Here is a 23953-nt window from a genome sequence, read left to right on the forward strand (position 1 = left end):
CCGACAGCTATGGTGACGTGGCCCGCGCCGCCGCCGCTGTGCCGAGTCGCGCAGCGGACGCCGTCGCTCGTGCGGCCGGTGGGGCAGGTGCGCACTGGTCATCGCCCGCTGACTGCCACCCGGGACTCCGGTCCCGCTAGGGGGTTTCGTTCATGGCCCGCCGTCTGCGTCCCGTGGGACCCGACTTCGTCGAGACCGCACCGCTGCGTCTGGTGTTCGCGCGGGTGGTGAAGGCCCCTCCCGAAGCCGTCTTCCACGCGCTCGCGGAGGACGTGCCCGGCTGGAGCGAGTGGTTCTCGGCGGTGACGCTCGCCCGGCCCATCGCGGACGGCGCCGGCCGCGAGGTCCGGCTCAGGGGCGGCACGCGCTTCACGGAGTCGGTCCTGATATCCCGGGCGCCGGAGGTGTACGCGTACCGGGTGGACGCCACGAACGCCCCGGGACTGCGTGCCCTCGTCGAGGAGTGGCGGCTCTCCCCCGACCCGTCGGGCACCCGGGTGCAGTGGACCTTCGCGGCGGACGGGACGGCTCTGTTCAGAGCGGCCCTCACGCTCGGCCGCGCGGGTCTCGGCCGCGCCTTCCGCGACGCGGTGACGGCCCTGGACCGCCGGTTGACGTCGGCGCCCGCCTGACGTCGACGGACGTCGCCCGACGCGGCGCCGGGCCGACGGTGTCCGCTGTGCGGCCCGTCGGCGCGGAGCCGAAAGTTTCGGTGTGCGCCGTGCCGCCCGTCGGCGCGGAGCCGAAAGTTTCGGTGTGCGCCGTGCCGCTCGTCGGCGCGGAGCCGAAAGTTTCGGTGTGCGCCGTGCCCCCCGTCGGCCTGTAGCCGAGGCCTACGCCGTGACGGCCGGGCGCGGCGACAGTACCGTAGGGCTGACGCGCCCCGCCGCGGACGGCCGCGCATCGCTCGCCACCCACGGCGCGACATCCGCCCGCGGCCCGCCCGGTGCCATGGTCGACCCGCCCGTGCCACGGACCCGGCCACCCATGCCGTCGGGCCGGCCCCCGCGCCCCGCCCTGGTCTCGATGCCGCCGCCACGACCCCCGTACCGTCAGTCCGGCCAGACGCCCGTCTCCAGCAGGGACGTGATCGCCGCCGTGTACGGCTCGATGTCCAGACCCTGTTCGGCCAGCCACTCGTCGGAGTAGTACTTGTCGAGATAGCGGTCCCCGGGGTCGCACAGGAGCGTGACCACGCTCCCCTTCCGTCCCTCGGCCACCATCTCGGCGACGATCTTCAGGGCGCTCCACAGACCGGTGCCGGTCGAGCCGCCCGCCTTGCGTCCGATGGCCTGTTCGAGGGCGCGTACGGCGGCGACGCTCGCCGCGTCCGGCACCTTCATCATCCGGTCGATGGCGCCGGGCACGAAGCTCGGCTCCATGCGCGGCCGGCCGATGCCCTCGATCCGCGAGCCGCAGTCGCAGGTGACCTCGGGATCACCGGTGGTCCAGCCCTCGAAGAAGCAGGAGTTGTCCGGGTCGGCGACGCAGATGCGGGTGTCGTACTGCATGTAGTGGACGTAGCGCGCGAGGGTGGCCGAGGTGCCGCCGGTGCCGGCCGTGGCGACGATCCACGCGGGCTCCGGGAAGCGCTCCAACTCCAGCTGACGGAAGATGGATTCGGCGATGTTGTTGTTGCCGCGCCAGTCCGTGGCCCGTTCCGCGTAGGTGAACTGGTCCATGTAATGACCACCGGTCTCGACCGCGAGCGCGGCCGACTCCTCGTACATCTTGCGCGAGTCGTCGACGAAGTGGCATTGCCCGCCGTGGAATTCGATCAGGCGGCACTTCTCCGCGCTCGTCGTGCGGGGCATGACCGCGATGAACGGGACCCCGATGAGCTTGGCGAAATAGGCCTCGGAGACGGCGGTCGAACCGCTGGAGGCCTCGATGACGGGGCGGCCGGGACGGATCCAGCCGTTGCACAGCCCGTACAGGAACAGCGAGCGGGCGAGCCGGTGCTTGAGGCTGCCGGTGGGGTGGGTCGACTCGTCCTTCAAGTAGAGGTCGATGCCCCACTTCTCGGGCAGCGGGAAGCGCAGCAGGTGTGTGTCGGCCGAGCGGTTCGCGTCCGCCTGGACCTTGCGGACGGCTTCTTTCAGCCAGGCCCGGTAATCCGCGTCACTGCGGTCGACGTCGAGGGTTGCGCCGGTCCGGATCTGCTGGGGAGGGGTGCTCACGGCGGGGCTCCTTACGCATCGCGCCGACGCCGTTCAACCGTGTCGGACACCTCGATCATAATCAGCTTCCACACGCTTCTCACCTGCATAAACACACCTTTGAGCATCTCAAAGACGGGCCTGGGGAGCGGGCCGTGCGGCCATGGGGGCGCACACCGGCGCGCGCTCCCGTCGCGACCACCGGACCGTCATGCGCACTGGTGCTCGCCGCAACCTGCGGGCAGACTGCACCGCACGGAAGCGTCCCGCGTGCCGCCCGCGGCGCGGGACCACGGTCCGGTGCGGTGCACACTGGATCACGGATCGACGCGGGATCGCGACAGGGCAGAGCCGAAGCGCACAAGGGGGCGGGGCATCATGGCGGAGCCGGAGTTCACGGCCACGGGCGTGCGGATCGGGAAGAGGCTGCGCTCGCTCACCCGGGCGGGACAGGTCCGGATCAGCGACGGCAGGCTGCAACTGCTCACCAGCTACGGCAGCGAGATCGACAGCGCTCCCGTGCAGGCGGTGCGCGCGTCCAAGCCGTGGTTCGCGCACGAGGACCGCGCGTTGGCGGACGTCAACGGCACCCGCTACTCGCTCACCCTCGGCGAGCACGACCCGGCGCCCGGCGCACCGGGGCCGCCCTCGGCGCGCCGTTTCATCGAGGCGGTGCGCAAGGCGGCAGGGCGCAGCGGCTGAAGGCGGCACCCGGCGGGGCACACCGGGGCCGGCCACGACCCGGGGCGCACAGCGGTCGGACGGCGGCAGCCCGGCCGCGGCGGGCCGGACGGCCGCAGGGCACGGCTCCCGACCTCCTCCCGCCGCGCGGCCGCGGGGCTCCGCAGCCTCGGGAGCCTCGGGGCAGAGGAACGAAAGGGCACCCGGAACGGACCGGCGGCACCGCGGGACCCGAGCCGGTCGGCACGTCAGGACACAGCATCCGAAGCAGTACGCGAGGGCGGTCGGCCCAGGTGGACGCACACGGCGTAGGCGACTGACAGCGCCGCGAGTTGCGGGACCGCACCCCCTGAGTCACGCTGTTCTCACATCACTCTGGGTTTACCGGCGATAACGCTGCGAACCAGCCCGCCGGCCACCACAGCAGGCGGCCGTTCCACTCAGCCACTCTGCTGGATCCGATCTCCGCCTTCTTCCGGACCTCAATTCGGGGAGTCGCAGCCGTGATCAGCGAGCCAAGCAGGCATTGCACGGTGGAGCTCCAAGCCCTGCCGTCGCGGATCGGCCAGGTCCGCAGAATCGTATCTGCGCAGTTGCGCTACTGGCATATGGACGCCCTGATAGACCGGGCCGCGCTCGGCGTGACCGAGCTGCTGTCCAACGTCCATCAGCACGCCCAGCCCGACAAGCTGTGCACCGTGAGCATCGAGCTGCTGCTCGACCGGCTCACGGTCTCGGTGTACGACCACGACCCGCGCCTGCCCGAGGTGCGGAGCGTGGACCCCACCTCCACCTGTGGCCGTGGCCTCGCCATGGTCGCCGCGATGAGCGAGAGCTGGGGTGTGCGGCCCGAGGGCGAGTCGGGCAAGGTCGTGTGGTTCACGCTGCCGGCGCCCGCGGCGCCGGCAGCGACGCCCGTGCTCGCGGCGCCCGCGGTGGCCGCGCCCGCCCGCACCCCGTACGACACCGCCTGCGCGACCGCGCTCCGCCAGACCGTCGACGGACTCCGGCCGGAACACGCTCCCGCCCGGTCAGCCGTTGCCGGCTGACCGGGCGGTGAACAGCCTCTCGCACACCTCGGGAGCATGTGCGCCGTTCGGCCTCCCGCGGCACACCCCGCCGCCGGGGCCGTACATCACCCAGCGGCTCACTCGGTGGCGATGGCGCGCAGCACGTCCAGGCGTGCGGCCCTTCGCGCCGGGCGCAGGCCCGCGAGGGCTCCGGCGGCGAGGCCCACCAGCGCCACCACGACCAGCTGCACGGGCGGCATCGCGAACGCGAAGCTGCTGTCCGACGCGCCGTCGGACGCCTTGACGAGCACCCATCCGAGGAAGGCGCCGAGGGCGAGCCCGCCCGCCGTGCCGAAGGCGGCCACGAGGACCGACTCCCAGCGGACCATGGCGCGCAGCTGGGCCCGGGTCTGTCCGACCGCCCGCAGCAGGCCCAGTTCACGGGTGCGCTCGTGGACCGCGAGCGTGAGCGTGTTGGCGATGCCGAGCAGTGCGATGAGCACGGCGAGCGCGAGCAGTGCGTAGACGAGGGTCAGCATCATGTCGATGCCGCCGGCCGAGGACTGCGCGTACTCGTCGCGGGTCTGCACCTCGGGGTTGCCGAACCTCTGGGCGACCTTTTCCACCGCCGCCCTGCCGTCGGCCGTGCTCACCCCGTCCTTGAACGAGACCGCGACGAGGGTGTCGGAGTCCTGGATGCGGTGCGGGGCCCAGGCCGCGCGGGTGATGACGTAGTCGCCCGCCAGTTCGGAGCGGCCGTAGACGGCGCGGACGGTGAAGTCCCGCTGCTCGCCGTCGGTGAAGGTGAGCCGGGCCGTGCCGCCGGTCCTGAGGTGCTGCCGGTCGGCCTCCTGCTCGGTGACCGCGATGCCGTCGGTGCCCAGGCCGGCCAGGGAGCCGCGGACCTCGCCGAGGTCGAAGACCTTGCCGAGCGTGACCGGATCGGTGACGGTGAGGGCGCGCCCGCTGCCGTTCACCTCGGCGACACCGCGGCCCAGGCCGACGGCGTTCTCGACGGTGGGCTGCCGGGCGATCGCGGGGGCCAGTTTCGGGCTCAGCCCACTGCCTCCGGCGCCGAACGACGGGGTGCTCACCGCCACGTCACCCGCGAAGGACCGGGAGACGGTCTGGTCCATGGTGGCCTTGAGCGAGGCGCCGAAGACCGTGAAGAGCGAGACGACGGCGACGCCGATCATCAGCGCGCTCGCGGTGGCGGCGGTCCGTCCGGGGCTGCGCAGGGCGTTGCGCCGGGCGAGTCCCCCGGTGACGCCGCGCAGTGTGGCGAGGGGGCTGCCGAGGATCCGTACGGCGGTCGTGGAGGCGACCGGGCCCAGCACCACGAAGGCGGCGAGGGCCAGCACCGCGCCGAGCCCGGCGAGCCACAGGGACGGATCCGCCAGTACGCCGGTGAGGGTGCTGCCGAGCGCCAGTGCGGCCAGGCCGCCACCGACCACGGCACGCGCGCGCGAGGTCCCGGACCGGTCGACCGACGTCTCCCGCAGGGCGGCGAGCGGCGCGGTGCGCCCGGCTCGGACGGCGGGGAACAGTGCGGAGCCGAGGCAGACCACGACGCCGACCGCGAGCGGCAGCAGCATCGACAGGGCACCGATCACCAACTCCCCTTCGGGGAAGGGGAATCCGATGGCCGGGAACAGCGCCTGGAGTCCGGCGGCGATGCCGACGCCGCCCGCGAGTCCCACGGCCGACGCGATCACGGCGACGACGCTCGCCTCGGCGAGGGTCGAGACGGTCACCTGGCGGCGGGAGGCCCCGAGGGCGCGCAACAGGGCGTTCTCACGGGCGCGTTGGGCGACGACGATCGCGAAGGTGTTGTGGATGGAGAAGGTCGCGACGAGGAGCGCGATGCCGGAGAAGACGAGCAGGAAGGTGGTGAAGAGGGTCAGGAACTGACTGGAGATCATGTCGGTGTTCTCCTGCGCCGACTCCTGGCCGGTGATCGCCTCGACTCCCTCGGGCAGGGCGGGTTCCAGGTCCTTGACGAGCGCGCGCTGATCGACACCCGGGCCTGCCCTCACGCGGATGCTCGCCGCCTCGCCGGGCTTCGCGGTGAGGTACTTCTCGGCGTCGGCCTGCGTCATTCCCGTGAAGGTCACCTGCGCCATGCCGTCCTCGCCGCCGAAGGTGGCGAGGCCCACGATCGTGACCGGGACCGGGTCGGGCGTGCGCAGGGTCGTCGTGTCACCGATCTTCAGGTGGCCCTTCTCGGCGGCACCCCGGTTGACGACGACCTCGCCGGACTTCGCGGGGGCGCGGCCCTCGGCGAGCCGGTAGGCGTTGAGCCGCGGGTCGTCGATCCAGTTGCCCGCGAGGGTGGGCGGGCCCTGACCGCCGACGGGTTCGCCGTCGGAGCCGACGAGTTGGCCCGCTCCCTGGATGTCGGGCGCCGCGGCGGCGACCCCCGGTGTCCGTTCGATGGTCTTCACCAGGGCGGTGTCGACGGGCCGGCGTACGCCTTGGCTCTCGCCGGGTGTGGTGATGGTGTCGGCGCTGCGGACGACGGCGTCGGTGCCCTCGGCCGCGTTGCCGAACATCGAGTCGAAGCCGGCGCGCAGCGTGTCGCCCATGACGAGGGTTCCGGCCAGGAAGGCGACGCCGAGGAAGACGGCGAAGAACGTCCCGGCGAAGCGGCGCTTGTGCGCCCTCAGGGAGGACACACTGATGCGGAGCGCGGCGTTCATGACGGTGCCCCCTTGGCGTCGAAGGCCTTCATCCGGTCGAGGACCCTGTCGGCCGTCGGCGACTCCATCCGGTCCACGAGGCGTCCGTCGGCGAGGAAGACGACCTCGTCGGCGTGGGCGGCGGCGACCGGGTCGTGCGTGACCATGACGACGGTGCGGTCCATCTGGCGCACCGCGCGGCCGAGCAGGTTCAGGACCTCCTCGCCGGAGCGGGAGTCGAGGTTGCCGGTGGGCTCGTCGGCGAAGACGACGTCGGGTTGTCCGGCGAACGCCCTTGCCACGGCGACGCGTTGCTGCTGCCCGCCGGAGAGCTCGGCAGGGCGGTGGTGGAGCCGGTCGCGCAGCCCGACCACGTCGACGAGGGCGTCGATCCAGTCGCGCGATCCCTTGGTCCCGGCGAGGTCCATGGGCAGGGTGATGTTCTCCGCGACGGTCAGCGTCGGGACCAGGTTGAAGGCCTGGAAGACGAAGCCGATGCGGTCGCGACGCAGCAGGGTCAGACGGCGGTCGTCGAGGGAGCCCAGTTCGGTGCCGCCGATGCGGGCGGTGCCCGAGGTCAGGGTGTCCAGGCCGGCCGCGCAGTGCATGAGGGTGGACTTGCCGGAGCCCGAGGGCCCCATGATCGCGGTGAAGCGGCCGGCCGGGAAGCCGACGCTCACCCCGTCCAGGGCCCTCACGGCGGTGTCCCCGCTGCCGTACACCTTGACGGCGTCGGTGACGCGGGCCGCGTCCCGGGTGGCGGTCGTGGTGGTCACGCCGCACCGCCCTTGCCCGTGCGGCCGAACTGCTCGTCGAGGACGGAGAGACGGCGCCAGTACTCGTCCTCGTCGATCTCTCCGGAGGCGAAACGGCGGCCGAGCACGGCGATCGGCTCGTCGCCGACCGGACGGCCGTCGGCGGGGCCGAAGGCGCCCGTCCCGCGCCACGGGCCACGCCGGCCGCGCCAGGCGGTGCGGCGCAGGACGGTCACGACGCCGATCACGACGGCCGCCCAGATGAGCGGGAAGAAGAGGATCCACGGGCCGGGCCCGCCGTCCCAGTTCGCCAGGGTCTGCATCTCGGGTCATCTCCTCGGTGGGATGCGATGGGTTCGTTGCGATGCATCGAGACTGGCTCCGGGAGGGGGTCCGAGTCGTCGTACGGCCAGCGGCCGTACGCGTACCTCCCCGGGAGTACGCGGGGGGCCGTCGGCTGCTTCCTGCGCGACCTCGACCCTGTACCTATCAGTATGTACAGTGAGCTCATGAGCACCGAGGAGCGACTGATCGAGTCCACTCGCGAGCTGCTGTGGGAGCGTGGTTACGTGGGCACGAGCCCCAAGGCCATCCTGGAGCGCGCGGGTGCCGGCCAGGGCAGCATGTACCACCACTTCAAGGGCAAGCCCGATCTGGCCCTCGCCGCGATCCGGCGCACCGCCGAGGAGATGCGGGCGGGCGCGGAGGCCGTGCTGAGCGCGCCGGGATCACCGTGCGAGCGCATCGAGGCGTATCTGCGCCGCGAGCGCGACGTGCTGCGCGGCTGTCCCGTCGGGCGGCTGACGATGGATCCGGAGGTGATCGCGAGCGACGAACTGCGCGCGCCCGTCGACGAGACCCTCGACCGGCTGCGCGAGCGCCTGGCCGGGATCGTCGAAGAGGGCAAGGAGCAGGGCCAGTTCGCGCCGGCGCTCGACGCGGAGGAGATCGCCGCGACGATCCTCGCGACCGTCCAGGGCGGCTATGTGCTGGCGCGCGCCTCCGGATCGCCCGCCGCCTTCGACACAGCGGTGAGGGGACTGCTCGCCCTGCTCGCCCCGCTGCGCTGACACCGCGCGCGGACGCTCTCCCCCGGACCCGACACCTCTCCCCGAAGGGGCATCGCATGCACGCCATGCAGTACGAGCTGACCTTCCCCGCCGACTACGACATGGGCGTCATCCGCGACCGTGTCGCCAGGGTCGGGCACCTGCTGGACGACTGGGACGGACTCGGCTTCAAGACGTATCTGATGCGCGAGCGCGGGGTGGACGGCTCGCCGGTGAACCAGTACGCGCCCTTCTACCTGTGGAACACCACCGAAGGCATGAACCGCTTCCTCTGGGGCGGCGCGTTCCAGCGGCTCGTCGACGACTTCGGCCGGCCCGCGGTCCAGCACTGGACCGGTCTGGCGTACGAGGAGGGCGGCGCCGCCGGTTCGCCCGCCCGGGTCGCGGTGCGCCGAAGGGAGCACCTGGAGCCGGGAGTGGAGCTGTCCGAGGCCATGGAGGAGGCGGTGCGCGAGGCCGGGCGGACCGCCGCGCTGGACGGGGCGGTCTGCGCCGCCGCGGCCGTCGACCCGCGGCACTGGCAGCTCGTCCACTTCTCGTTGTGGGACCACGACTCCCCCAAGGTCACGGGCGACACCTTCCAGGTGCTGCACATGTCTGCGCCGGGGCGTGACCGGCTCCCGCGCGGACGGCAGTGGTGAGCATGCCTCCCGCCACGACGGCCGCGACGGTGCGAACGGTCCTCGGTGACGTGCGCCCCGAGGACCTCGGGGTGTGCGACGCCCACGACCACCTCTTCTTCGCCAGCCCGCGGCTCCCCGGCCAGGAGTTGAACGACGCGTCGGCGGCCCGCGCCGAGCTGGCCGCGTTCCGCGACCGGGGAGGCGCCGCCGTGGTCCAGTGGACGCCGTACGGTCTCGGGCGGCGTGCCGCGGACCTGCCGCTGCTCGCCCGGGACACCGGCGTCCATGTGGTGGCCGCGACCGGGCTCCACCAAGCGGTGCACTACGGACCGGAGGTGCTCGCCGAACTGCGCGGCAGGCTGGCCGAGGTGTTCGTCGCCGAACTCACCTCGGGCATCGGCACATCCGGGGTGCGGGCCGGTCTGATCAAGGTCGCGGGCGGTTTCCACGCCCTGGACGCGCACGCCCGCTGGACGATGAGCGCGGCGGCCGAGGCCCACCACGCGACGGGCGCGCCGATCGCCGTCCACCTGGAGCTGGGCACCGGGGCCCTCGACGTACTCGACCTGCTGTGCGGCGAGTTGGGGGTGCCGCCGGACCGGGTGGTACTGGGCCACCTCAATCGCTCACCGGACTTCGTGGTGCAGCGCGAGGCCGCCGGGTCGGGTGCGTTCCTCGCCTTCGACGGCCCCTCCCGCACCCATCACGCCACCGACTGGTCCATGCCCGACGCCCTGCGGGCCCTCGCCGACTCCGGCTTCGGCCACCGGCTGCTGCTCGGCGGTGACACGACGACCGCCGCGGCACGTTCGGTCGACGGCGGTCCGGGCATGCCGTATCTACTGCGGCGGGTGCGTCCGCGGCTCGAACTCGCCGTCGGCAAGGACCTGGTGGACCGCATCCTCACCGAGAACCCCGCGCGGGCGTTCGCCACCGCGTGGTGAGGTGCCCTCGATCGAGGGAGGGCACCGTCACACTCGCGGCCGCCGCGCGGGGCAGTACGCCTAGACCCCCGCCAGCGCGGCGGGCGGGTCGTCGAGCACCGGCTGCCAGGCCAACTCGGCCGCGCCCACCAGGCTGTTGTGGTCGAGGGTGCAGGCGAGGATGGGTACGCCACCGCTCTGGCCCCACAGACTGCGGTCGGCGACGACGGCGCGCAGCCGGTCCGGGTCGGCGTCGAGCAGGGTCCGGTGCAGTCCGCCGAGGATGATGCGGTCCGGGTTCAGGATGTTGACGAGACCGGCGAGTCCGAGACCCAGCCGGTCGATCAATGCTTCGACGGCCGTACGGACGCCGGGATCGGCGGACTCGTCGCGGATCAGGTCGTTCGCCTGCTGGAGCAGTGACACCTCGGGTCCGGGTTCGCGGCCCGCCGCCGTGAGGAAGGCCAGCGGGTCCGCCTCGACGTCGAGGCAGCCGCGGCTGCCGCAGTAGCAGGGGCGGCCCTCGGGGTTCACGGTGAGGTGGCCGACCTCCAGGGCGAGGCCCGAACTGCCGGTGTGCAGCCGCCCGTCGAGCACCAGGGCGCCGCCGACACCCCGGTGGCCGGTGGCCACGCACAGCAGGTCCCGGGAGCCTCGGCCCGCACCGTGCCGGTGCTCGGCGAGGGCGGCGAGGTTCACGTCGTTGGCAGCGAACGCGGGCCCCTGGATGCCCGCGGCGCGCACCCGTTCCGCGAAGATCCGGCGCACCGGGGAGCCCGCGGGCCAGGCGAGGTGCAGGGGGTTGAGGGCGAGCCCGTCGGGCTCGGCCACGGCGGACGGCACGGCCAGTCCGGCGCCCACGCAGCGCCGCCCCGTCTCGCGCAGCAGCTCCGCGCCCGCCTCGACGACCGAGCCGAGGACCTTCGCCGGGTCGGCGTCGACGGTCTCGCAGCCGGGCGCGGTCGCCACGATCCGGCCGCCCAGGCCGACGAGCGCGGCACGGAAGCCGTCGGCGTGCACCTGCGCCGCCAGCGCGACGGGTCCGTCCTCGGCGACCTCCAGCCGGTGCGAGGGCCGACCCTGCGAACCCGCGGCCGCCCCGGGGCGCGCGTCGACCCGGATCAGCCCCAGTGCCTCCAGCTCCGCGGCGACCGCACCCGCGGTCGCCCGGGTGACGCCCAGTTCGGCGGTGAGCACGGCTCGCGTCGGCGCACGCCCGGTGTGCACGAGCTCCAGCGCCGGCCCGAGCGCCCCGCGCCCCCGGTCAAGCCGCGTCCGCGTGTTCCCATCCCCCGTCGCCCGGGGGCCCGCCTTGCCGTTCATGAGGGCGAGTCTGTCATGATCCGCTCGTTCGGTCGCCCGTGCGGTCGCCGGGCGGCCCCGTGCGGTCGAGTGTCCGGAATCCGCTGACCCTGAGGGTGACGTTGAGGCGTCCGGTCAGCCCCAACTCGGGCGGCGCGGTGCCCGCGTGCACCCGCGGCACTCCGTGGTACGCGAGCCGCGACGCCCCGCCGAACACGAAGAGGTCGCCGCTGCGCAGGTCCACGTCCCGGTACGGGCGGGCTCTCGACGCGGTGTTCCCGAAGCGGAAGACGCAGGTGTCGCCGAGGCTCAGGGACACCACGGGGGCGTCCGACTTCTCGTCGCTGTCGCGGTGCATGCCCATGCGGGCGTCGGCGTCGTAGAAGTTGATCAGGGCGATGTCGTACGGCGCCGTCGTGGCGGCCTGGGGCCCCAGGGCCGTGTGGACGGCGTCGCGGCCGAGTGCGGCCAGCCACTCCGGGAGGGGCTTGACCGGAGACCCGTCACCGTCGACCACCGTGCGGGCGTACCCGTACGGGTACCAGTGCCACCCGAGGCAGACCTGCCGGGCGGTCATGGCGCCGCCGCCGGGTGTGCGGACGGTGCGCAGCCCTGCCGGTGGGCGGGCCCATGCGCGGCAGGCCTCCAGGAGCTGCCGCTGGCGGTCCGCGTCGAGCCAGTCCGGGACGTGCACCGCGCCCGGCGCGATCTCCGTACGGGCGCGCGGAAACAGCTCACTGTCCATGGACCCCATCATCACGCACCCGGCGGACGGGTACTGAGCTGCGCCTCCGTTAGCCTTGACGCACCATGAACGACCGTATGACCACTCCGTGGGGCGAGTACGCGCTGGCCCGCTTCCCCGAAGACCCCCGCGACCGGCTGCGTGCCTGGGACGCCGCCGACACCTATCTGCTGCGGCATCTCGCCGAGAGCGGGACCCCGCTGACGGGGTCGGTCGTGGTCGTCGGCGACCGGTGGGGCGCGCTCACCACGGCGCTTTCGGCGCACCGGCCGACGCAGATCACCGACTCGTTCCTCGGACAGGAGGCGACGCGGGCGAATCTGGCGCGTGCCGGTGCCGAGGAGGCCGGTGTACGGCTCCTCACCACGCAGGACGCCCCTCCCGGTCGGATCGACGTACTGCTGGTCCGGGTGCCGAAGAGCCTCGCCCTCCTGGAGGACCAGCTGCACCGGCTGGCACCCGGCGTGCACGAGGGCACGGTCGTCGTGGGCACCGGGATGGTCAAGGAGATCCACACCTCCACGCTGCACCTCTTCGAGCGGATCATCGGTCCGACCCGCACGTCGCTCGCCGAGAAGAAGGCCCGGCTGATCTTCAGCACCCCGTACCCGGGCATCGCGCGGGAAGCCAACCCGTGGCCGTACAGCTACCGGCTCCCCGACGGCGTCGGACCGGTCTCGGGCCGCACCGTCGTCAATCACGCGGGTGTCTTCTGCGCCGACCGGCTCGACATCGGCACCCGGTTCTTCCTCCAGCACCTGCCGCGCAGCCGCGGCGCCGAGCGGGTCGCGGACCTGGGCTGCGGGAACGGTGTGCTCGGCACGGCGGTCGCTCTGGCCAACCCCGAGGCCGAGGTGCTGTTCGTGGACGAGTCGTACCAGGCGGTGGCGTCGGCGGAGGCGACCTACCGGGCGAACGCCGACGGCAGGGCGGAGTTCCAGGTGGGTGACGGTCTGGCGGACGTCCCCGCCGGGAGCGTCGATCTCGTCCTGAACAACCCGCCGTTCCACTCGCACATGGCGACGACGGACACCACCGCGTGGCGGATGTTCGCGGGGGCCCGGCGGGCGCTGCGGCCGGGCGGTGAGCTGTGGGTGATCGGCAACCGCCACCTCGGCTACCACCTGAAGCTGCGCCGGCTGTTCGGCAACAGTGAACTCGTGGCCGGTGACGCGAAGTTCGTGATCCTGAGGGCCGTCAGGAAGTAGTGCCGCGCAGCGCGCGCGGGGAGGCGCCCAGTTCGCGGCGGCACGCCTTGTTGAAGGCCTGCAGGTCGGGAATGCCGACGGAGGCGGCCACGGCCGGGATGGACAGGGTCGAGGCGCGCAGCAGGTGATGGGCGCGTTCCAGTCGGCGGCGACGGATGTACGCCACGACCGTGGTGCCGGTCTCGGCGCGGAAGAGCCGGGTGAGGTGGTTGTGGGACACCCCGGCGGCCCGGGCGATCCGGGGGATGGTGAGCGGGGCGGCGAGGTGGGCCTCGATGTGGGCGATCGCCGTGCCCACCGCGGGGTGCGGGCCTGCTTCGGCGGAGGCGCGCGGGGTGAGGTCGGCGATGCGCCACAGCGCGGTCCAGATCTCGGCCCGGGTGCGCTCGGGCGCGCCGGGGGCCGCCGCGATCGCGTGCCGCATCAGCTGGGAGAGCGCGGGGAGTTCGGCCCCGGTGTCCTGCACGACGGGGAGCGTGCGCGAAGGGCCGCGGGGTGCGATGCGCAGGTGGGCGTAGAGGTGTTCGGAGCGGCCCTGGTAGCGGTAGCGGACGGTGGCGCCGGGCGGTACGAGGCTCACCCGGCCGGGGCGGACGAGGTGTGTCGTGCCGTCGACGGTCAGTTCGGCGTCGTACTGGTACAGGTGCAGCTGCCACAGCTCGGGCAGCCGGAAGACGTCCGTGGGGCTCGCGACCCCGTGCACGCCGACACCCGCGTTGACGACGGCGGGCGGCTCCCCGAGGTGCAGCTGCGTCTCCCGCATGGTGAGAAATTACCAGCAGTGGTGAATGGGGCCAACGCGCCGACGACGCGGACGGACCTACGTTGGCGCTCATGACCACCACGTGGGAGCAATCGACGGGCAGCACCCTTCTCAGTTCGGTCGCGATGGCGCACTTCGTGGCCCACGGCTCCTTGCGACTGGATGCCGTGGTGCCCGCCGAGATGAACGCCGAAGGGATGGAGGTGCTGCGCGGGGGACTTCCCGACGTGCCGTACGGCACACCCGTCGCGGACGCCTACCCGGAGGGGTCGTTCGTCCGCCGACTCCTGGAACTACCTTTCGTCGCCGGTGCGTTGCGCAGTCTCGTCGGCCCGGGCCCGTCCGTCGACCATCATGCCGTGCACATCCGCGAGCCGCGCGAGGGGCAGGCGCAGCCGCTGCACGGCGACGCGATCATCGACGTACGCACCGATGCCTTCGACGTCCAGTTGATGTACTACCCGCAGGACGTCACGCTCGACATGGGCGGCACCCTCAGCGTCCCGGGCAGTCATCTGCGCCGCACGAACGAGTCGGACACCGGGCGCTACCAGAATCTGCGCGGGCAGAGCCGGCTCGTCTGCCCGGCGGGCACCGTGGTGTTTCTGCACCATGGGCTGTGGCACGGCGGGCGGCGCAACGACAGCGACAGGGCGCGCTACATGTTCAAGATCCGTTTCAATCCGTCGGTACGCCAGCGGCGGCTGTGGGACACCTCGGACCTCGGGGACCCCCGGGTGGCGGAGGAACTCGCCACGACATTCCCCTGGTACGAGCCGGCGACCGGCCGGCTGGAGGTCTACAACCGCGTCCTGCTGTGGCGCTCACTGACCGGGGACGACTCCTACGACCTGGACCACTGGGTGACCCGGGTCTCCAACCGCCCTCAGGAGGAAGCCGTATGAGTACCCGTCAGCAGGTTCTGGTGCTGTACCTCGCCACCTCGGCGCTCGATTCCGAGGTGGTGGGCTGGTCGTCCTACGACGGGACGGGCCGTACCTCCCCCACGACCGGGGACGGCGACGAACCGCCCTACAAGTCGGGTGTGCACGCCCTGGAGGACGGCTGGCGGCTGTTCCAGGCGGCGCAGCTGCTCCCGCCGCATCCAGGGCACGAGTACGACGTGTCGTTCCTCAAGCACGAGTTCTTCTTCGAGAAGCTCGTCGAGGCCGGCGCCGGTTCGGGCGGCGGCCCCGTGTGACGTCAGGCCCGTAGGACGCCGATGAGCCGCGCGACCGTCCGGGCCATCGCCTCCCGCCCCACGCTGAGGTACTTGCGCGAGTCCACGGCCTCGGGGTGGGCGGCGAGGAACTCGCGGACGGCGCCGGTCATCGCGAGGTTCAGGGCGGTGCCGACGTTGACCTTGGTGATGCCGCCCGCGACGGCCGCCCGGAGCTCGTCGTCCGGCACCCCGGAGGAGCCGTGCAGGACGAGCGGCACACCGAGCGTCGCGGCCAGCCGTTTGAGCAGGTCGTGGTCGAGGGCCGCGGTGCGCGTGGTCATGGCGTGCGAACTGCCGATCGCGACGGCCAGTGCGTCCACACCGGAATCGGCCACGAAGGCACGGGCCTCGGCGGGATCGGTCCGGGCGCCCGGTGCGTGCGCGTCCAGCGCCGGCTCGCCGTTCTTGCCGCCCACCTCGCCCAGCTCCGCCTCGATCCACAGGCCTCGGGCGTGGGCCCAGTCGGCGGCGACCCGGGTCGCGGTGAGGTTCTCGTCGTAGGGCAGGCGCGCGGCGTCGTACATCACGGAGCTGAATCCGGCGCCGGGTGCCTGCCGCAGCAGGTCGTCGCTCTGGACGTGGTCGAGGTGCAACGCGACGGGTACCGAGGCCCGTTCGGCCGCCGCCGAGGCGGCCCGGGCCAGTGGGAGCAGCCTTCCGTAGCGGAACTTGACCGCGTTCTCGCTGACCTGGAGGACGACGGGCGAGCCGGCGGACTCGGCGCCCGCGATGACGGCCTCGACGTGCTCCAGGGTGATGACGTTGAACGCGGCGACGGCGGTCCGTGCCGCTGCGGCCTCGGCGACCAGTTCACCGGTTGCGGCGAGTGGCACAACTCCTCCTTTGCTGGCGGCGGTCCGCCGGTTCAGTGACTCGCCGGGCTGAGGATCACGGAGCGGGTGAGGTGGCGCGGCCGGTCGGGGTCGAGGCCGCGGGCGGAGGCGACGGCGACGGCGAGCCGCTGCGCGCGGACGAGTTCGGCGAGCGGATCGAGGCCTCCGTCCACCCACAGGCCGCCGGTCTCGCGCACCTGGTCGGCGAGCCCGTCCGGCGCGTCGCCGAGCATCCAGGTGGCGGTGCCGCGGGTGGTGATGCTGATGGGGCCGTGCCGGTACTCCATCGCGGGATAGGCCTCGGTCCACGCGAGGGACGCCTCGCGCATCTTGAGGCCGGCCTCGTTGGCGAGGCCGACGGTCCAGCCGCGGCCGAGGAAGGTGAACTGCGTGCAATCCACGAGCCCCGCGGGCAGCGGGGTCCGAAGCACGGTGCGCGCGTCGGCGACGACGGCGTCGGTGTGCAGGCCGAGGTGGGCCCGCAGCAGGGTGAGCGCGGTGGTCGCGAACCGGGTCTGGACCACGGAGCGTTCGTCGGCGAAGTCGAGCACGACGACGTCGTCCGCCGACTCCATCACGGGTGTGCGCGGGTCGGCGGTGATGGCGGTGGTGCGCGTGCTCCCGCGCAGTCGCGCGAGGAGTTCCAGCACCTCGGTGGTGGTCCCCGAACGGGTGAGGGCGACGACTCGGTCGTACGCGCGGGCGCCGGGGAACTCCGAGGCGGCGAAGGCGTCGGTCTCGCCCTGGCCGGACTGTTCCCGCAGTGCCGCCACGGCCTGGGCCATGAAGAAGGAGGTGCCGCACCCCACGATCGCGACGCGCTCCCCCGCCGCCGGCAGTGCCGCCCCGTGTGCGGTGGCCTGTTCCGCGGCGCGGATCCAGCACTCGGGCTGGCTGGTCAGCTCCTGCTCGACATGGGTCATGTCGTACCCCTCCCACTGATGCTTGTTCATGCAAGATATAGCGAGGTTTCGAGCACAATCAAGCATTCGTGGTGGGAGTGGGGTGCGCTAGGGTCACGGAGGAACGAGGAACGGAGAGTGCGGATGTCGCGCGACGCCCGCTGGAAGGCGCTGCTGGAACTGCTCGTGGAGCGGGGGCGGTTGGATGTCGAGGAGGCCGCGGCCCAGCTGGAGGTGTCGGCCGCGACGATCCGGCGCGACTTCGACCAGCTCGCCGAGCAGCAGATGCTCGTGCGCACCCGGGGCGGCGCGGTGGTGCACGGCGTCTCGTACGAACTGCCGCTGCGCTACAAGACCGCCCGCCACGCCTCCGAGAAGCAGCGCATCGCCACGGCCGTGGCCGGACTCATCTCCCCCGGTGAGGCGGTGGGCCTGACCGGTGGGACCACGACCACCGAGGTGGCCCGCGCCCTGGCCGTGCGCCCGGATCTGGCCTCGGGGTCCCCCGCGCTGACCGTCGTCACCAATGCTCTGAACATCGCCAACGAACTGGCCGTGCGCCCCCAGTTCAAGATCGTGGTGACCGGCGGGGTCGCCCGTCCGCAGTCGTACGAACTCATCGGCCCCCTCGCGGACGGCGTGCTGGGCCAGATCACCCTCGACGTGGCCGTTCTCGGCGTGGTGGCCTTCGACGCCACGCACGGCGCCGCCGCCCATGACGAGGCGGAGGCCGCCATCAACCGCCTCCTGTGCGAGCGCGCCGAGCGCGTGATCGTCGCCGCCGACTCCAGCAAGCTCGGCCAGCGGGCGTTCGCGCGGATCTGCGCGGCGGGCTCGGTGGACACGCTGGTCACCGACTCAGCGGTGCGGCAGGAGACGGTGCGGCTGTTCGAGGAAGCCGGGGTGGCGGTCGTCGCCGTGTGACGGTGCCCGCCCGGCGGGTGGGCACCGCCGCCCTTCGCTCAGCGGGGCTCGGCCGCCGCGCCCCGCCGGATCCCGGCGGCGGCGAGCGCGGCTCCTCCGAGGCACAGCACGCCGGTGAGGACCGCGGCCGAGTGCACGCCGTCGAGGAACGCCCGGCCGCTGCCCTCGGCCACGGCCGCCGCGAGGCGCGCGGGCATCCCGTCGGCGACCGGCGCCACGCCCATCGACACCGCGTCCGTGGCCCCGCCGAGCTGCCCGGCCAGGGCCGACGGCACGCCCGCCCCGGTCAGTTCCGTGCCGAGGGTGGCGCCGACCCTCGCGCTGATCACCGAGATCAGTACGGACGTGCCGAGCGCACCGCCGATCTGGAGCGACGTGGCCTGGAGTCCGCCCGCGACACCGCCGTCCCGGACCGGGGCGTTGCCGACGATGGCGTCCGAGGACGCGGCCGGCACCATGCCGACGCCCAGCCCCAGGGCGACGAACGGCGGCCACATCGTGGCGTAGGAGGAGTCGGTCCGCCACGTCAGCATCCCGAAGCAGGCGGCGGACTGGAGCAGCATGCCGAGCGGCATGGTGAGGCGGGCTCGGAAGCGGCCGGTGAGCGCGGCTCCCAGCGGGGAGGCGATCAGGGAGGCCAGGCTGAGCGGCAGGGTGCGGACGCCGGCTTCGACGGGTGTGCAGCCGCGTACGTTCTGCAGGTAGAGCATCACGAAGAAGATCACGCCGAGCAGCACGAAGAAGTTCAGGGCGGTGACGACCGTGCCCGTCGTCAGGGCCCGGCTGCGGAAGAGGCGCATCGGGAGCAGCGGGTGCTCGATGCGGGTCTGGTGCGGCCGAAGAGGACGAGGATCGCCACGCCGGCGCCGATGGCGCCCCAGGTGCCGGCCGACGACCAGCCCCAGGTCTCTCCCTTGACCACGCCGAACACAGCGCTGAGCAGACCGAGGGCGAGGAGGACGACCCCGACGACGTCGAAGGCGTGCCGGCCGGTGCCGTTCCTGCTCTGCGGGAGCACCAGGGCGCTGAACCCCAGGGCGACGACGCCGATCGGCGCGTTGACGTAGAAGACGGACTCCCAGCCGACGTGCTCGACGAGCAGGCCCCCGACGATGGGGCCGAGTGCCGTGGACACCGCGGAGACCATCGCCCAGATGCCCACCGCCATGCCGAATCGCCGTGGAACTGACTGGCGACGAAGGCCGTCGCGGGGACACGGAGGTCACGGGAAGCCGGGGTCGACGCGGTCTGCGGGGCCCGGCACGAGTAGCCGGGGCCGCCGCGGGACATCCGCGGCGGCCCGCCGTGTCACCCCCGGCCGGTCACGAAAGCGTCGACCGCCGCCGTCAGCTCCTCCGGCTTCTCGACCGGCAGTTCGTGGCCCGCGTCCAGGATCCGCACCACGGCGTCCGGGTAGGCCTTCGCCATCCGCAGCATCTGCGACACGGGCAACTGGATGTCGTGGTAGCCGTGCACCATCAGGGTCGGGGTGCGGATCTCACCGACCCGGTCGAGGACGTCGAAGGCCCGCATGGCGCCGTAGAGCGTCATGACCACCTCGCGCGGGGTGTCGCCGGAGGCCCGGACGTACTCCCGGATCTCCTCGCGCGGATGGCCCGGTGCGAAGGCGCGCTGGATGTTGGCCGCGATGAACACTTTGAAGGGGGCGAGGGTGGACGCCGCCATGAGCAGCCCCCTCCCCCGGCTGTAGGTCATCCGGCTGATCGAGTTCACCAGCACCATGCGCTCCAGCCGCTCGGGGTGGGACAGGGCGATGGTCTGCGAGATCATCCCGCCCATGGAGTGACCGATCAGTACGAACCGCTCGACCTTCATATGGTCGAGGAGCGCGAGGACGTCCTTCGCCAGCTCCGCGATCGTCCGCACCCCCGACCCGCTGCTCTCCCCGTGCCCGCGCAGGTCGAGGCGGATCACCCGCCGGCTGTCGGAGAAGTGCGCCACCTGGTGGTCCCAGCGGTGCCGGTTCGCCGTCCAGCCGTGCACGAAGACCAGGGGCACGCCGTCGCCGTCGCGCGGGCCCTCGTCGTCGTACGTCAGGGCTGCGCCGTCGACTTCGAGCTGCGGCATGGGGCTCCTCCTGGAGTGAGGTCCGGTTACTGGCGAGTACGGTAGCTGTCGGCCCGGCCCGGCGTCATCGGCGTTCGCCGAGGAAATCGAGGATGTGACCGAACACGTCGAGGGCGGCGCCCCGGCCGAGGAACGTGTCCAGGTGGCCGTAGCCGGGGATCTCCGTGTAGGACACGTCCAATTGCGGCTGCCGCCGGGCGAGGACGTCGCGGCACAGTTCCTGGGAGTCGAGCCACAGCCCGTTCTCGCTGCCCGCGAGGAGCAGGACGGGAGTGTCGATGCGGGCCGCCGCGTCCAGCGCGTTCGCCGGCAGGGTCCGGTAGCGATGGTCGGTGTCGTGCCAGCGGACCACGGTACGGGCCAGTTCGATCCGGCGCAGATGCGGCAGGATCCACAGCGGGGCGGGGCCGAGCAGCTCGGCGAGCCGATGGTGGGTGGTCTCGGAGAGGTGCTCGTGCACGAAGAGCGAGGCGCCCGTGCCCCATGCTGAGTTGTGCAGGATCTGGCAGGTCGGGTCCGGACAGCCGGCCTTCCGGCCGGCCAGCGCGAACAGCGGCGTGTACTTCGATCTCAGACCGACCGTGCGGAAGTCGACCGGGATGTGGTCGATCCGGCCCTTCAGCAGTTCCCCGGCCACGGACATGCGCAGCGAGGTGCGCCCCGCGAGTTTCGGCGTCAGGAACACGCCCTGCGACACCACGCCCGCGAGTCCGGGAACGAGCCCCGCCGTCATGCTCAGCGACAGCGCGAGGGAGCCGATGCAGTGGGCGACCACGAACAGCGGCCGGTCCCCGATGCGTTGCCTGATGTACGCGACGGCCTCGGGGATGTCGTACAGGGCCACGTCGTCGTATGTGTATCTCCGGCCGGTCTCGTTGTACGGGAGTCGGCAGCTGCCCCGCCAGTCGAGCAGCCAGGGCTCGTAGCCGTCGTCGAGCAGTACGTCGACCAGGTTGCGGGTCTCGGGCAGCAGGAACATGTCGGCGGACGCGGTGTGTCCGTGCAGCAGCAGCACCGCGGGGCCCTCGCCCGACCCGTCGCCGATGCGGGTCAGGCCGAGCCTGACGCCGTCGCCCGCGCGGAACGGGATCTCCTCGACGGCCGCCGGATCGAGGCGGTGGCGCAGGGGGCGCGGGACCGTGGCGGTCCTCGCCCCGCGCCGGGCGGTCCGGGCCGGTGAGCCGGTCGTCCTGAAGATCATCGCTTGTGCTCCGTGAGGGTGGGGGTGCGGCGCAGGTCGAGGAGGTCCGCGGCGGCGCGGGCGAAGGGGCCGAGCAGTCCGCGGCCCACTTCCGCGCCGAACCAGGCGAGCCAGGTGAGTTTGGCGGCGCGCTTCTCCGGGCCGGTCAGGCGCGGGTCGACCTTGATGCCGTCGATCTGGTCGCGCACGTAACGGTCGGCGGGTACGACCATCTCGCCCGCCAGAGTGGCCGGTTCGCCCTCGCGGCCGATCTCGACGGTCAGCGCGCGGGCCTGCCGCCAGACGTCGCGGCGGGCCCGCGCGTACTTGTGGCCCTCCAGCCACCAGCTCCCGCCGTCCGCGTCCCGCAACGACAGCCTGTAGCGCAGGAGTTGGTGGCGCATCCCGTGCTCCTGCGGAATGCCCTCCTCGGGGCGCACCCAGAGGTCGCCGACCTCGACCGTGAGCGGCTCGGGGTGCAGGGCAGTGCAGGTCAGCGTGCCGGCGACGTCCACCCGTCGCTCCTTCACGAGCTGGTACATGCTCGCGATGGACAGGGTGAGCGCCATGGAGCAGGGCACCTCGGGCGGCGCGCCGACCGGGCCGACGCTTCCTTCGGTCGTCTCGGCGAACCAGAGGTACGGCTGGTCGTCCTTGCCGGGCAGCCGGGCGAGACCGTCCTCGGCGAGCCGCTCGAACGTGCTGAGCTGGGCCCGCGCGTCGTAGCGAGCCGCCCCCGGCAGTCCGAGCGACTCGACGAGCGCCGTCGTCCGGTCGTCGGTGGCCGCCGGTCCGGTGAGGGTCGCCTCGCACAGCTTGAGGGCGGTGGGGCTGCGCAACACACGGCCGAGGAAGGCGAGTTCGGGCACCGGTTCGGCGTCCAGGCGGGCCAGGGTGTCGGCGCGCCACTCGTCCCAGCCCTGCACGCGCACATGCATGCCGCCCAGCGCCATGTCGCGTACGACGTCGTCCAGGGTGTTGGGCACACCGGTCAGGTTGTAGTCGTACCCCCAGGCGTCGGGGTCGCACACGGCGGCGACCGCGACGCGGCTGACCCAGTCGACCGGGGCCGCGTTCAGGTGCCGGAAGGCGGGCACGGTGCGGAAGCGGCCGAAGGCGGAGATGAGGCCGCTGCTGAGGTCCTGGGGGTTGTAGGCGCCGGTCCTGGTGTGACCGCCGATGCCGCCCGGGCGCAGAGCGGTGACCACGAGGCCGTGGTCGCGGGCCCGGCGGAGCGCGACCTCGGCCGCCCACTTGCTCTGGTCGTACCCGGAGACGAGACGGTCGATGCGGGCGAGGGGGTCGTCCTCGCCCATCGAGGCGATGCCGACCTCGTTGAAGACGGCGATCGAGGAGATGTGATGGAGCGGTTTGGGCCGTCCGGTCGCGGCGAGCTCGGCGAGGGCCAGGGCACCGAGGACGTTGCTGCGCCGCAGCGATGGGTAGCCGCGCAGGAAGTCGACGGCCGCCGCCACACCGACGACGCTGTCCAGTTCGTGGGCGAGGGTGTCCCACAGCTCGTCGGACAGGCCGAGCCGTGGGCTCCGGATGTCGCCGGGCAGCACCGTCACCCGGCGGCGGACCTCCGACGACCAGGGAAGCCGGTAGCTCCTGAGCTGCTCGCCGAGCCGTGCGGTGGCCGACTCCTCGTCCGCGGCGCGCACCAGGCAGTGGACGTGGGCGTCGGTGTGCCGCAACAGGTCCAGCAGCATGTGGCCGCCGAGGAAGCCGGTGGCGCCGGTCAGCAGGACCCGGCGGGGCGGCAGCGGTTCGGGGGCGCCGGTCCAGGGGAGCCGGTCCGCGAGCGCGAGGTCGGCGAGGATCTGGTCCAGATCCTCCGGGCGCGCCGTGGCGAACGCGGCGGCGCGGCCGTCGGGTGCGGAGGCGGCCGCCGTGAACGGCGGGGTGTGCGGGGACGGGACGGGGAGGGGGCCTGGGGCTACGGCGGGGAGCGGACGTGTTGGGGGCGCGGGCCGCGGGCCGGCGGGGCGCGTCGGGCGGGTGCCGGCGGTGGCCGCAGGGCGGGTGGTCACGGCAACTGCCCGGCCGTCGGGGGGCGTCACGAGGCCAGTGGACGCGCCGCCCGCCCGACCGTCCACCGGAGCGGACGGCGCGGCTGGACTCGGCTCGACCACCGGGGTTTCCGGCGCGATCGCGAGGGCGGTTCCGGATCCGGTGGCCGGGAGCCACCGTCGTGCCAGGCTGAGCGGACGGGCGTCGGCGAACACGTCGTCCAGACCGACCTCCGTCCCGAGTATCCGCTCCAGCTCCGCGACGAGTTCCACGGCGCCCACGGAGCTGCCCCCGGCGTCGAAGAAGTCCGCGTCGAGCGGCAGTTGCCCGTCGGGCACGTACGGAGCCGCGGCGGCCGCGATGGCGGCGGCCAGCGCGTCCACGTCCCGCAGGGCGTCGGCGCCGCCCGCGTGGAGCGGCGCCGGGCCGGATGCCCCGCCGCTGCCGGGCGACTCCGTATCGGTACTGCTGCCGGAGGCCGTGCCGACGCCGCTGCCGGAGGCCGCACCGGGTGAATTCCCCTCGCTCCGGGCACCGGAAGCCGTGCCGCTGCCGGGTGCATCGGCACCCGCGCCGGAGCCGGAGTCCGTCCCCGGCCCCGGCTGTGTCGCCGTCGCCCCCGCCCCGGCGGTGTCGCCGTCACCATGGCTCGCGGGGCCGGGTACGCCCACGGCGACCGCGGCATCGGCCGGAGCGTGCGGGCCGGTTCCCGGCGGTGTGGTGGCCGACCGGACCCTGGCCAGCAGGGCGTCCACGTCGAGCCCTCCACCGCCCCGCTCGATCGACTCGGCGGTCGCGCGCTGCCCGGTCTGCGCCGGGGCGTCGTCGTTCACGTCAGGCATGAGAACCCTTCACGGTGTGCACGGTCGTGTTC

The 23953-nt window shown here is 73.0% G+C and carries 22 protein-coding genes and 1 pseudogene; 10 read left to right on the forward strand and 13 right to left on the reverse strand.

The features are described 5' to 3' along the window. Positions 1-152: 152 nt before the first annotated feature. On the forward strand, positions 153-632 hold the full coding sequence (locus BKI49_RS02710) for an SRPBCC family protein (protein ID WP_095932544.1): 480 nt from the start codon (positions 153-155) through the stop codon (positions 630-632). Between the two features lie 420 nt (positions 633-1052). Here BKI49_RS02710 and BKI49_RS02715 read toward each other — a convergent pair whose 3' ends face one another. After that, the gene (locus tag BKI49_RS02715) at positions 1053-2180 is read right to left on the reverse strand and encodes an L-cysteine desulfhydrase Cds1 (protein WP_095932545.1); all 1128 of its coding nucleotides are present in this window, start codon (positions 2178-2180) and stop codon (positions 1053-1055) included. 357 nt (positions 2181-2537) lie between these two features. Between BKI49_RS02715 and BKI49_RS02720 the strand changes: the two genes are divergently transcribed. Further along, positions 2538-2861, forward strand: coding sequence for a hypothetical protein (locus BKI49_RS02720; RefSeq protein WP_028799621.1), 324 nt, complete (start codon positions 2538-2540; stop codon positions 2859-2861). 482 nt (positions 2862-3343) lie between these two features. Continuing rightward, positions 3344-3889 (forward strand): ATP-binding protein, encoded by a 546-nt coding sequence (locus tag BKI49_RS02725; RefSeq protein ID WP_095932546.1) that lies wholly within the window; start codon positions 3344-3346, stop codon positions 3887-3889. Positions 3890-3987: 98 nt separating this feature from the next. Here the strand turns inward: BKI49_RS02725 and BKI49_RS02730 are convergent, their stop codons facing one another. Genes BKI49_RS02730 through BKI49_RS02740 form a run of 3 tightly spaced genes read right to left on the reverse strand, consistent with a single transcriptional unit; the run spans position 3988 to position 7606 of the window. Continuing rightward, positions 3988-6549, reverse strand: coding sequence for an ABC transporter permease (locus tag BKI49_RS02730; RefSeq protein WP_095932547.1), 2562 nt, complete (start codon positions 6547-6549; stop codon positions 3988-3990). Continuing rightward, positions 6546-7304 (reverse strand): ABC transporter ATP-binding protein, encoded by a 759-nt coding sequence (locus tag BKI49_RS02735; protein WP_095932548.1) that lies wholly within the window; start codon positions 7302-7304, stop codon positions 6546-6548. Before BKI49_RS02735 ends, BKI49_RS02730 begins: the two co-directional genes overlap by 4 nt. Next, positions 7301-7606 carry an SHOCT domain-containing protein gene (locus tag BKI49_RS02740; protein WP_095932549.1) on the reverse strand — a complete coding sequence of 102 codons (306 nt, stop codon included), beginning with the start codon at positions 7604-7606 and terminating at the stop codon, positions 7301-7303. The genes BKI49_RS02735 and BKI49_RS02740 overlap by 4 nt, the downstream gene beginning before the upstream one ends. Positions 7607-7777: 171 nt before the next feature. Between BKI49_RS02740 and BKI49_RS02745 the strand changes: the two genes are divergently transcribed. The 3 genes from BKI49_RS02745 to BKI49_RS02755 are packed head-to-tail and all read left to right on the forward strand — an operon-like array spanning position 7778 to position 9920. Beyond that, positions 7778-8353 carry a TetR/AcrR family transcriptional regulator gene (locus BKI49_RS02745; protein WP_095932550.1) on the forward strand — a complete coding sequence of 192 codons (576 nt, stop codon included), beginning with the start codon at positions 7778-7780 and terminating at the stop codon, positions 8351-8353. Positions 8354-8409: 56 nt separating this feature from the next. Beyond that, positions 8410-8994: a DUF4865 family protein gene (locus BKI49_RS02750; RefSeq protein WP_095932551.1), complete on the forward strand. Its 585-nt coding sequence runs from the start codon at positions 8410-8412 to the stop codon at positions 8992-8994. Between the two features lie 2 nt (positions 8995-8996). Continuing rightward, positions 8997-9920, forward strand: a complete 924-nt coding sequence (locus tag BKI49_RS02755) for a phosphotriesterase family protein (RefSeq protein ID WP_095932552.1) — start codon at positions 8997-8999, stop codon at positions 9918-9920. Positions 9921-9980: 60 nt separating this feature from the next. On the opposite strand, the gene BKI49_RS02760 is transcribed toward BKI49_RS02755, so the two are convergent. Next, positions 9981-11222: an ROK family protein gene (locus BKI49_RS02760; RefSeq protein WP_095932553.1), complete on the reverse strand. Its 1242-nt coding sequence runs from the start codon at positions 11220-11222 to the stop codon at positions 9981-9983. A 13-nt stretch (positions 11223-11235) separates the two neighbouring features. Continuing rightward, positions 11236-11946, reverse strand: a complete 711-nt coding sequence (locus tag BKI49_RS02765) for an alpha-ketoglutarate-dependent dioxygenase AlkB family protein (RefSeq protein WP_095932554.1) — start codon at positions 11944-11946, stop codon at positions 11236-11238. Between the two features lie 65 nt (positions 11947-12011). On the opposite strand from BKI49_RS02765, the gene BKI49_RS02770 reads away from it, so the two are divergent. Beyond that, complete coding sequence (locus BKI49_RS02770) at positions 12012-13154, forward strand: methyltransferase (protein ID WP_179332307.1); 1143 nt, start codon at positions 12012-12014, stop codon at positions 13152-13154. On the opposite strand, the gene BKI49_RS02775 is transcribed toward BKI49_RS02770, so the two are convergent. Next, a complete protein-coding gene (locus tag BKI49_RS02775; protein WP_095932556.1) occupies positions 13144-13917 on the reverse strand; it encodes a helix-turn-helix domain-containing protein in 774 nt (257 codons plus the stop codon). The genes BKI49_RS02770 and BKI49_RS02775 overlap by 11 nt on opposite strands. Before the next feature lie 71 nt (positions 13918-13988). On the opposite strand from BKI49_RS02775, the gene BKI49_RS02780 reads away from it, so the two are divergent. Then, positions 13989-14822: a phytanoyl-CoA dioxygenase family protein gene (locus BKI49_RS02780; RefSeq protein ID WP_095932557.1), complete on the forward strand. Its 834-nt coding sequence runs from the start codon at positions 13989-13991 to the stop codon at positions 14820-14822. Further along, complete coding sequence (locus BKI49_RS02785; protein WP_095932558.1) at positions 14819-15118, forward strand: hypothetical protein; 300 nt, start codon at positions 14819-14821, stop codon at positions 15116-15118. Before BKI49_RS02780 ends, BKI49_RS02785 begins: the two co-directional genes overlap by 4 nt. Before the next feature lie 2 nt (positions 15119-15120). Here the strand turns inward: BKI49_RS02785 and BKI49_RS02790 are convergent, their stop codons facing one another. Together BKI49_RS02790 and BKI49_RS02795 are read right to left on the reverse strand one after the other, a co-directional pair. Beyond that, the gene (locus BKI49_RS02790) at positions 15121-15972 is read right to left on the reverse strand and encodes a class II fructose-bisphosphate aldolase (protein ID WP_095932559.1); all 852 of its coding nucleotides are present in this window, start codon (positions 15970-15972) and stop codon (positions 15121-15123) included. A gap of 32 nt (positions 15973-16004) precedes the next feature. Further along, positions 16005-16895 carry an SIS domain-containing protein gene (locus BKI49_RS02795; RefSeq protein WP_095932619.1) on the reverse strand — a complete coding sequence of 297 codons (891 nt, stop codon included), beginning with the start codon at positions 16893-16895 and terminating at the stop codon, positions 16005-16007. A gap of 123 nt (positions 16896-17018) precedes the next feature. Here BKI49_RS02795 and BKI49_RS02800 point away from each other — a divergent pair, with 123 nt between their 5' ends. Continuing rightward, entirely contained in the window at positions 17019-17798 is a 780-nt protein-coding gene (locus tag BKI49_RS02800; RefSeq protein WP_095932560.1) for a DeoR/GlpR family DNA-binding transcription regulator, read from the forward strand. A 38-nt stretch (positions 17799-17836) separates the two neighbouring features. Here BKI49_RS02800 and BKI49_RS02805 read toward each other — a convergent pair. The 4 genes and pseudogenes from BKI49_RS02805 to BKI49_RS02820 form a co-directional block, all read right to left on the reverse strand. Then, positions 17837-18981, reverse strand: a pseudogene (locus BKI49_RS02805) (MFS transporter); the annotation flags it as partial. 125 nt (positions 18982-19106) lie between these two features. Next, positions 19107-19886 carry an alpha/beta fold hydrolase gene (locus BKI49_RS02810; protein ID WP_095932561.1) on the reverse strand — a complete coding sequence of 260 codons (780 nt, stop codon included), beginning with the start codon at positions 19884-19886 and terminating at the stop codon, positions 19107-19109. A gap of 64 nt (positions 19887-19950) precedes the next feature. Continuing rightward, positions 19951-21087 (reverse strand): alpha/beta hydrolase, encoded by a 1137-nt coding sequence (locus BKI49_RS02815; RefSeq protein WP_095932562.1) that lies wholly within the window; start codon positions 21085-21087, stop codon positions 19951-19953. Then, a complete protein-coding gene (locus BKI49_RS02820; RefSeq protein ID WP_306453533.1) occupies positions 21084-23921 on the reverse strand; it encodes a thioester reductase domain-containing protein in 2838 nt (945 codons plus the stop codon). Before BKI49_RS02820 ends, BKI49_RS02815 begins: the two co-directional genes overlap by 4 nt. Positions 23922-23953 lie beyond the last annotated feature (32 nt).

This window comes from Streptomyces sp. Tue6028 (assembly GCF_002300165.1).
In the GTDB taxonomy this organism is placed as follows: domain Bacteria; phylum Actinomycetota; class Actinomycetes; order Streptomycetales; family Streptomycetaceae; genus Streptomyces; species Streptomyces siamensis.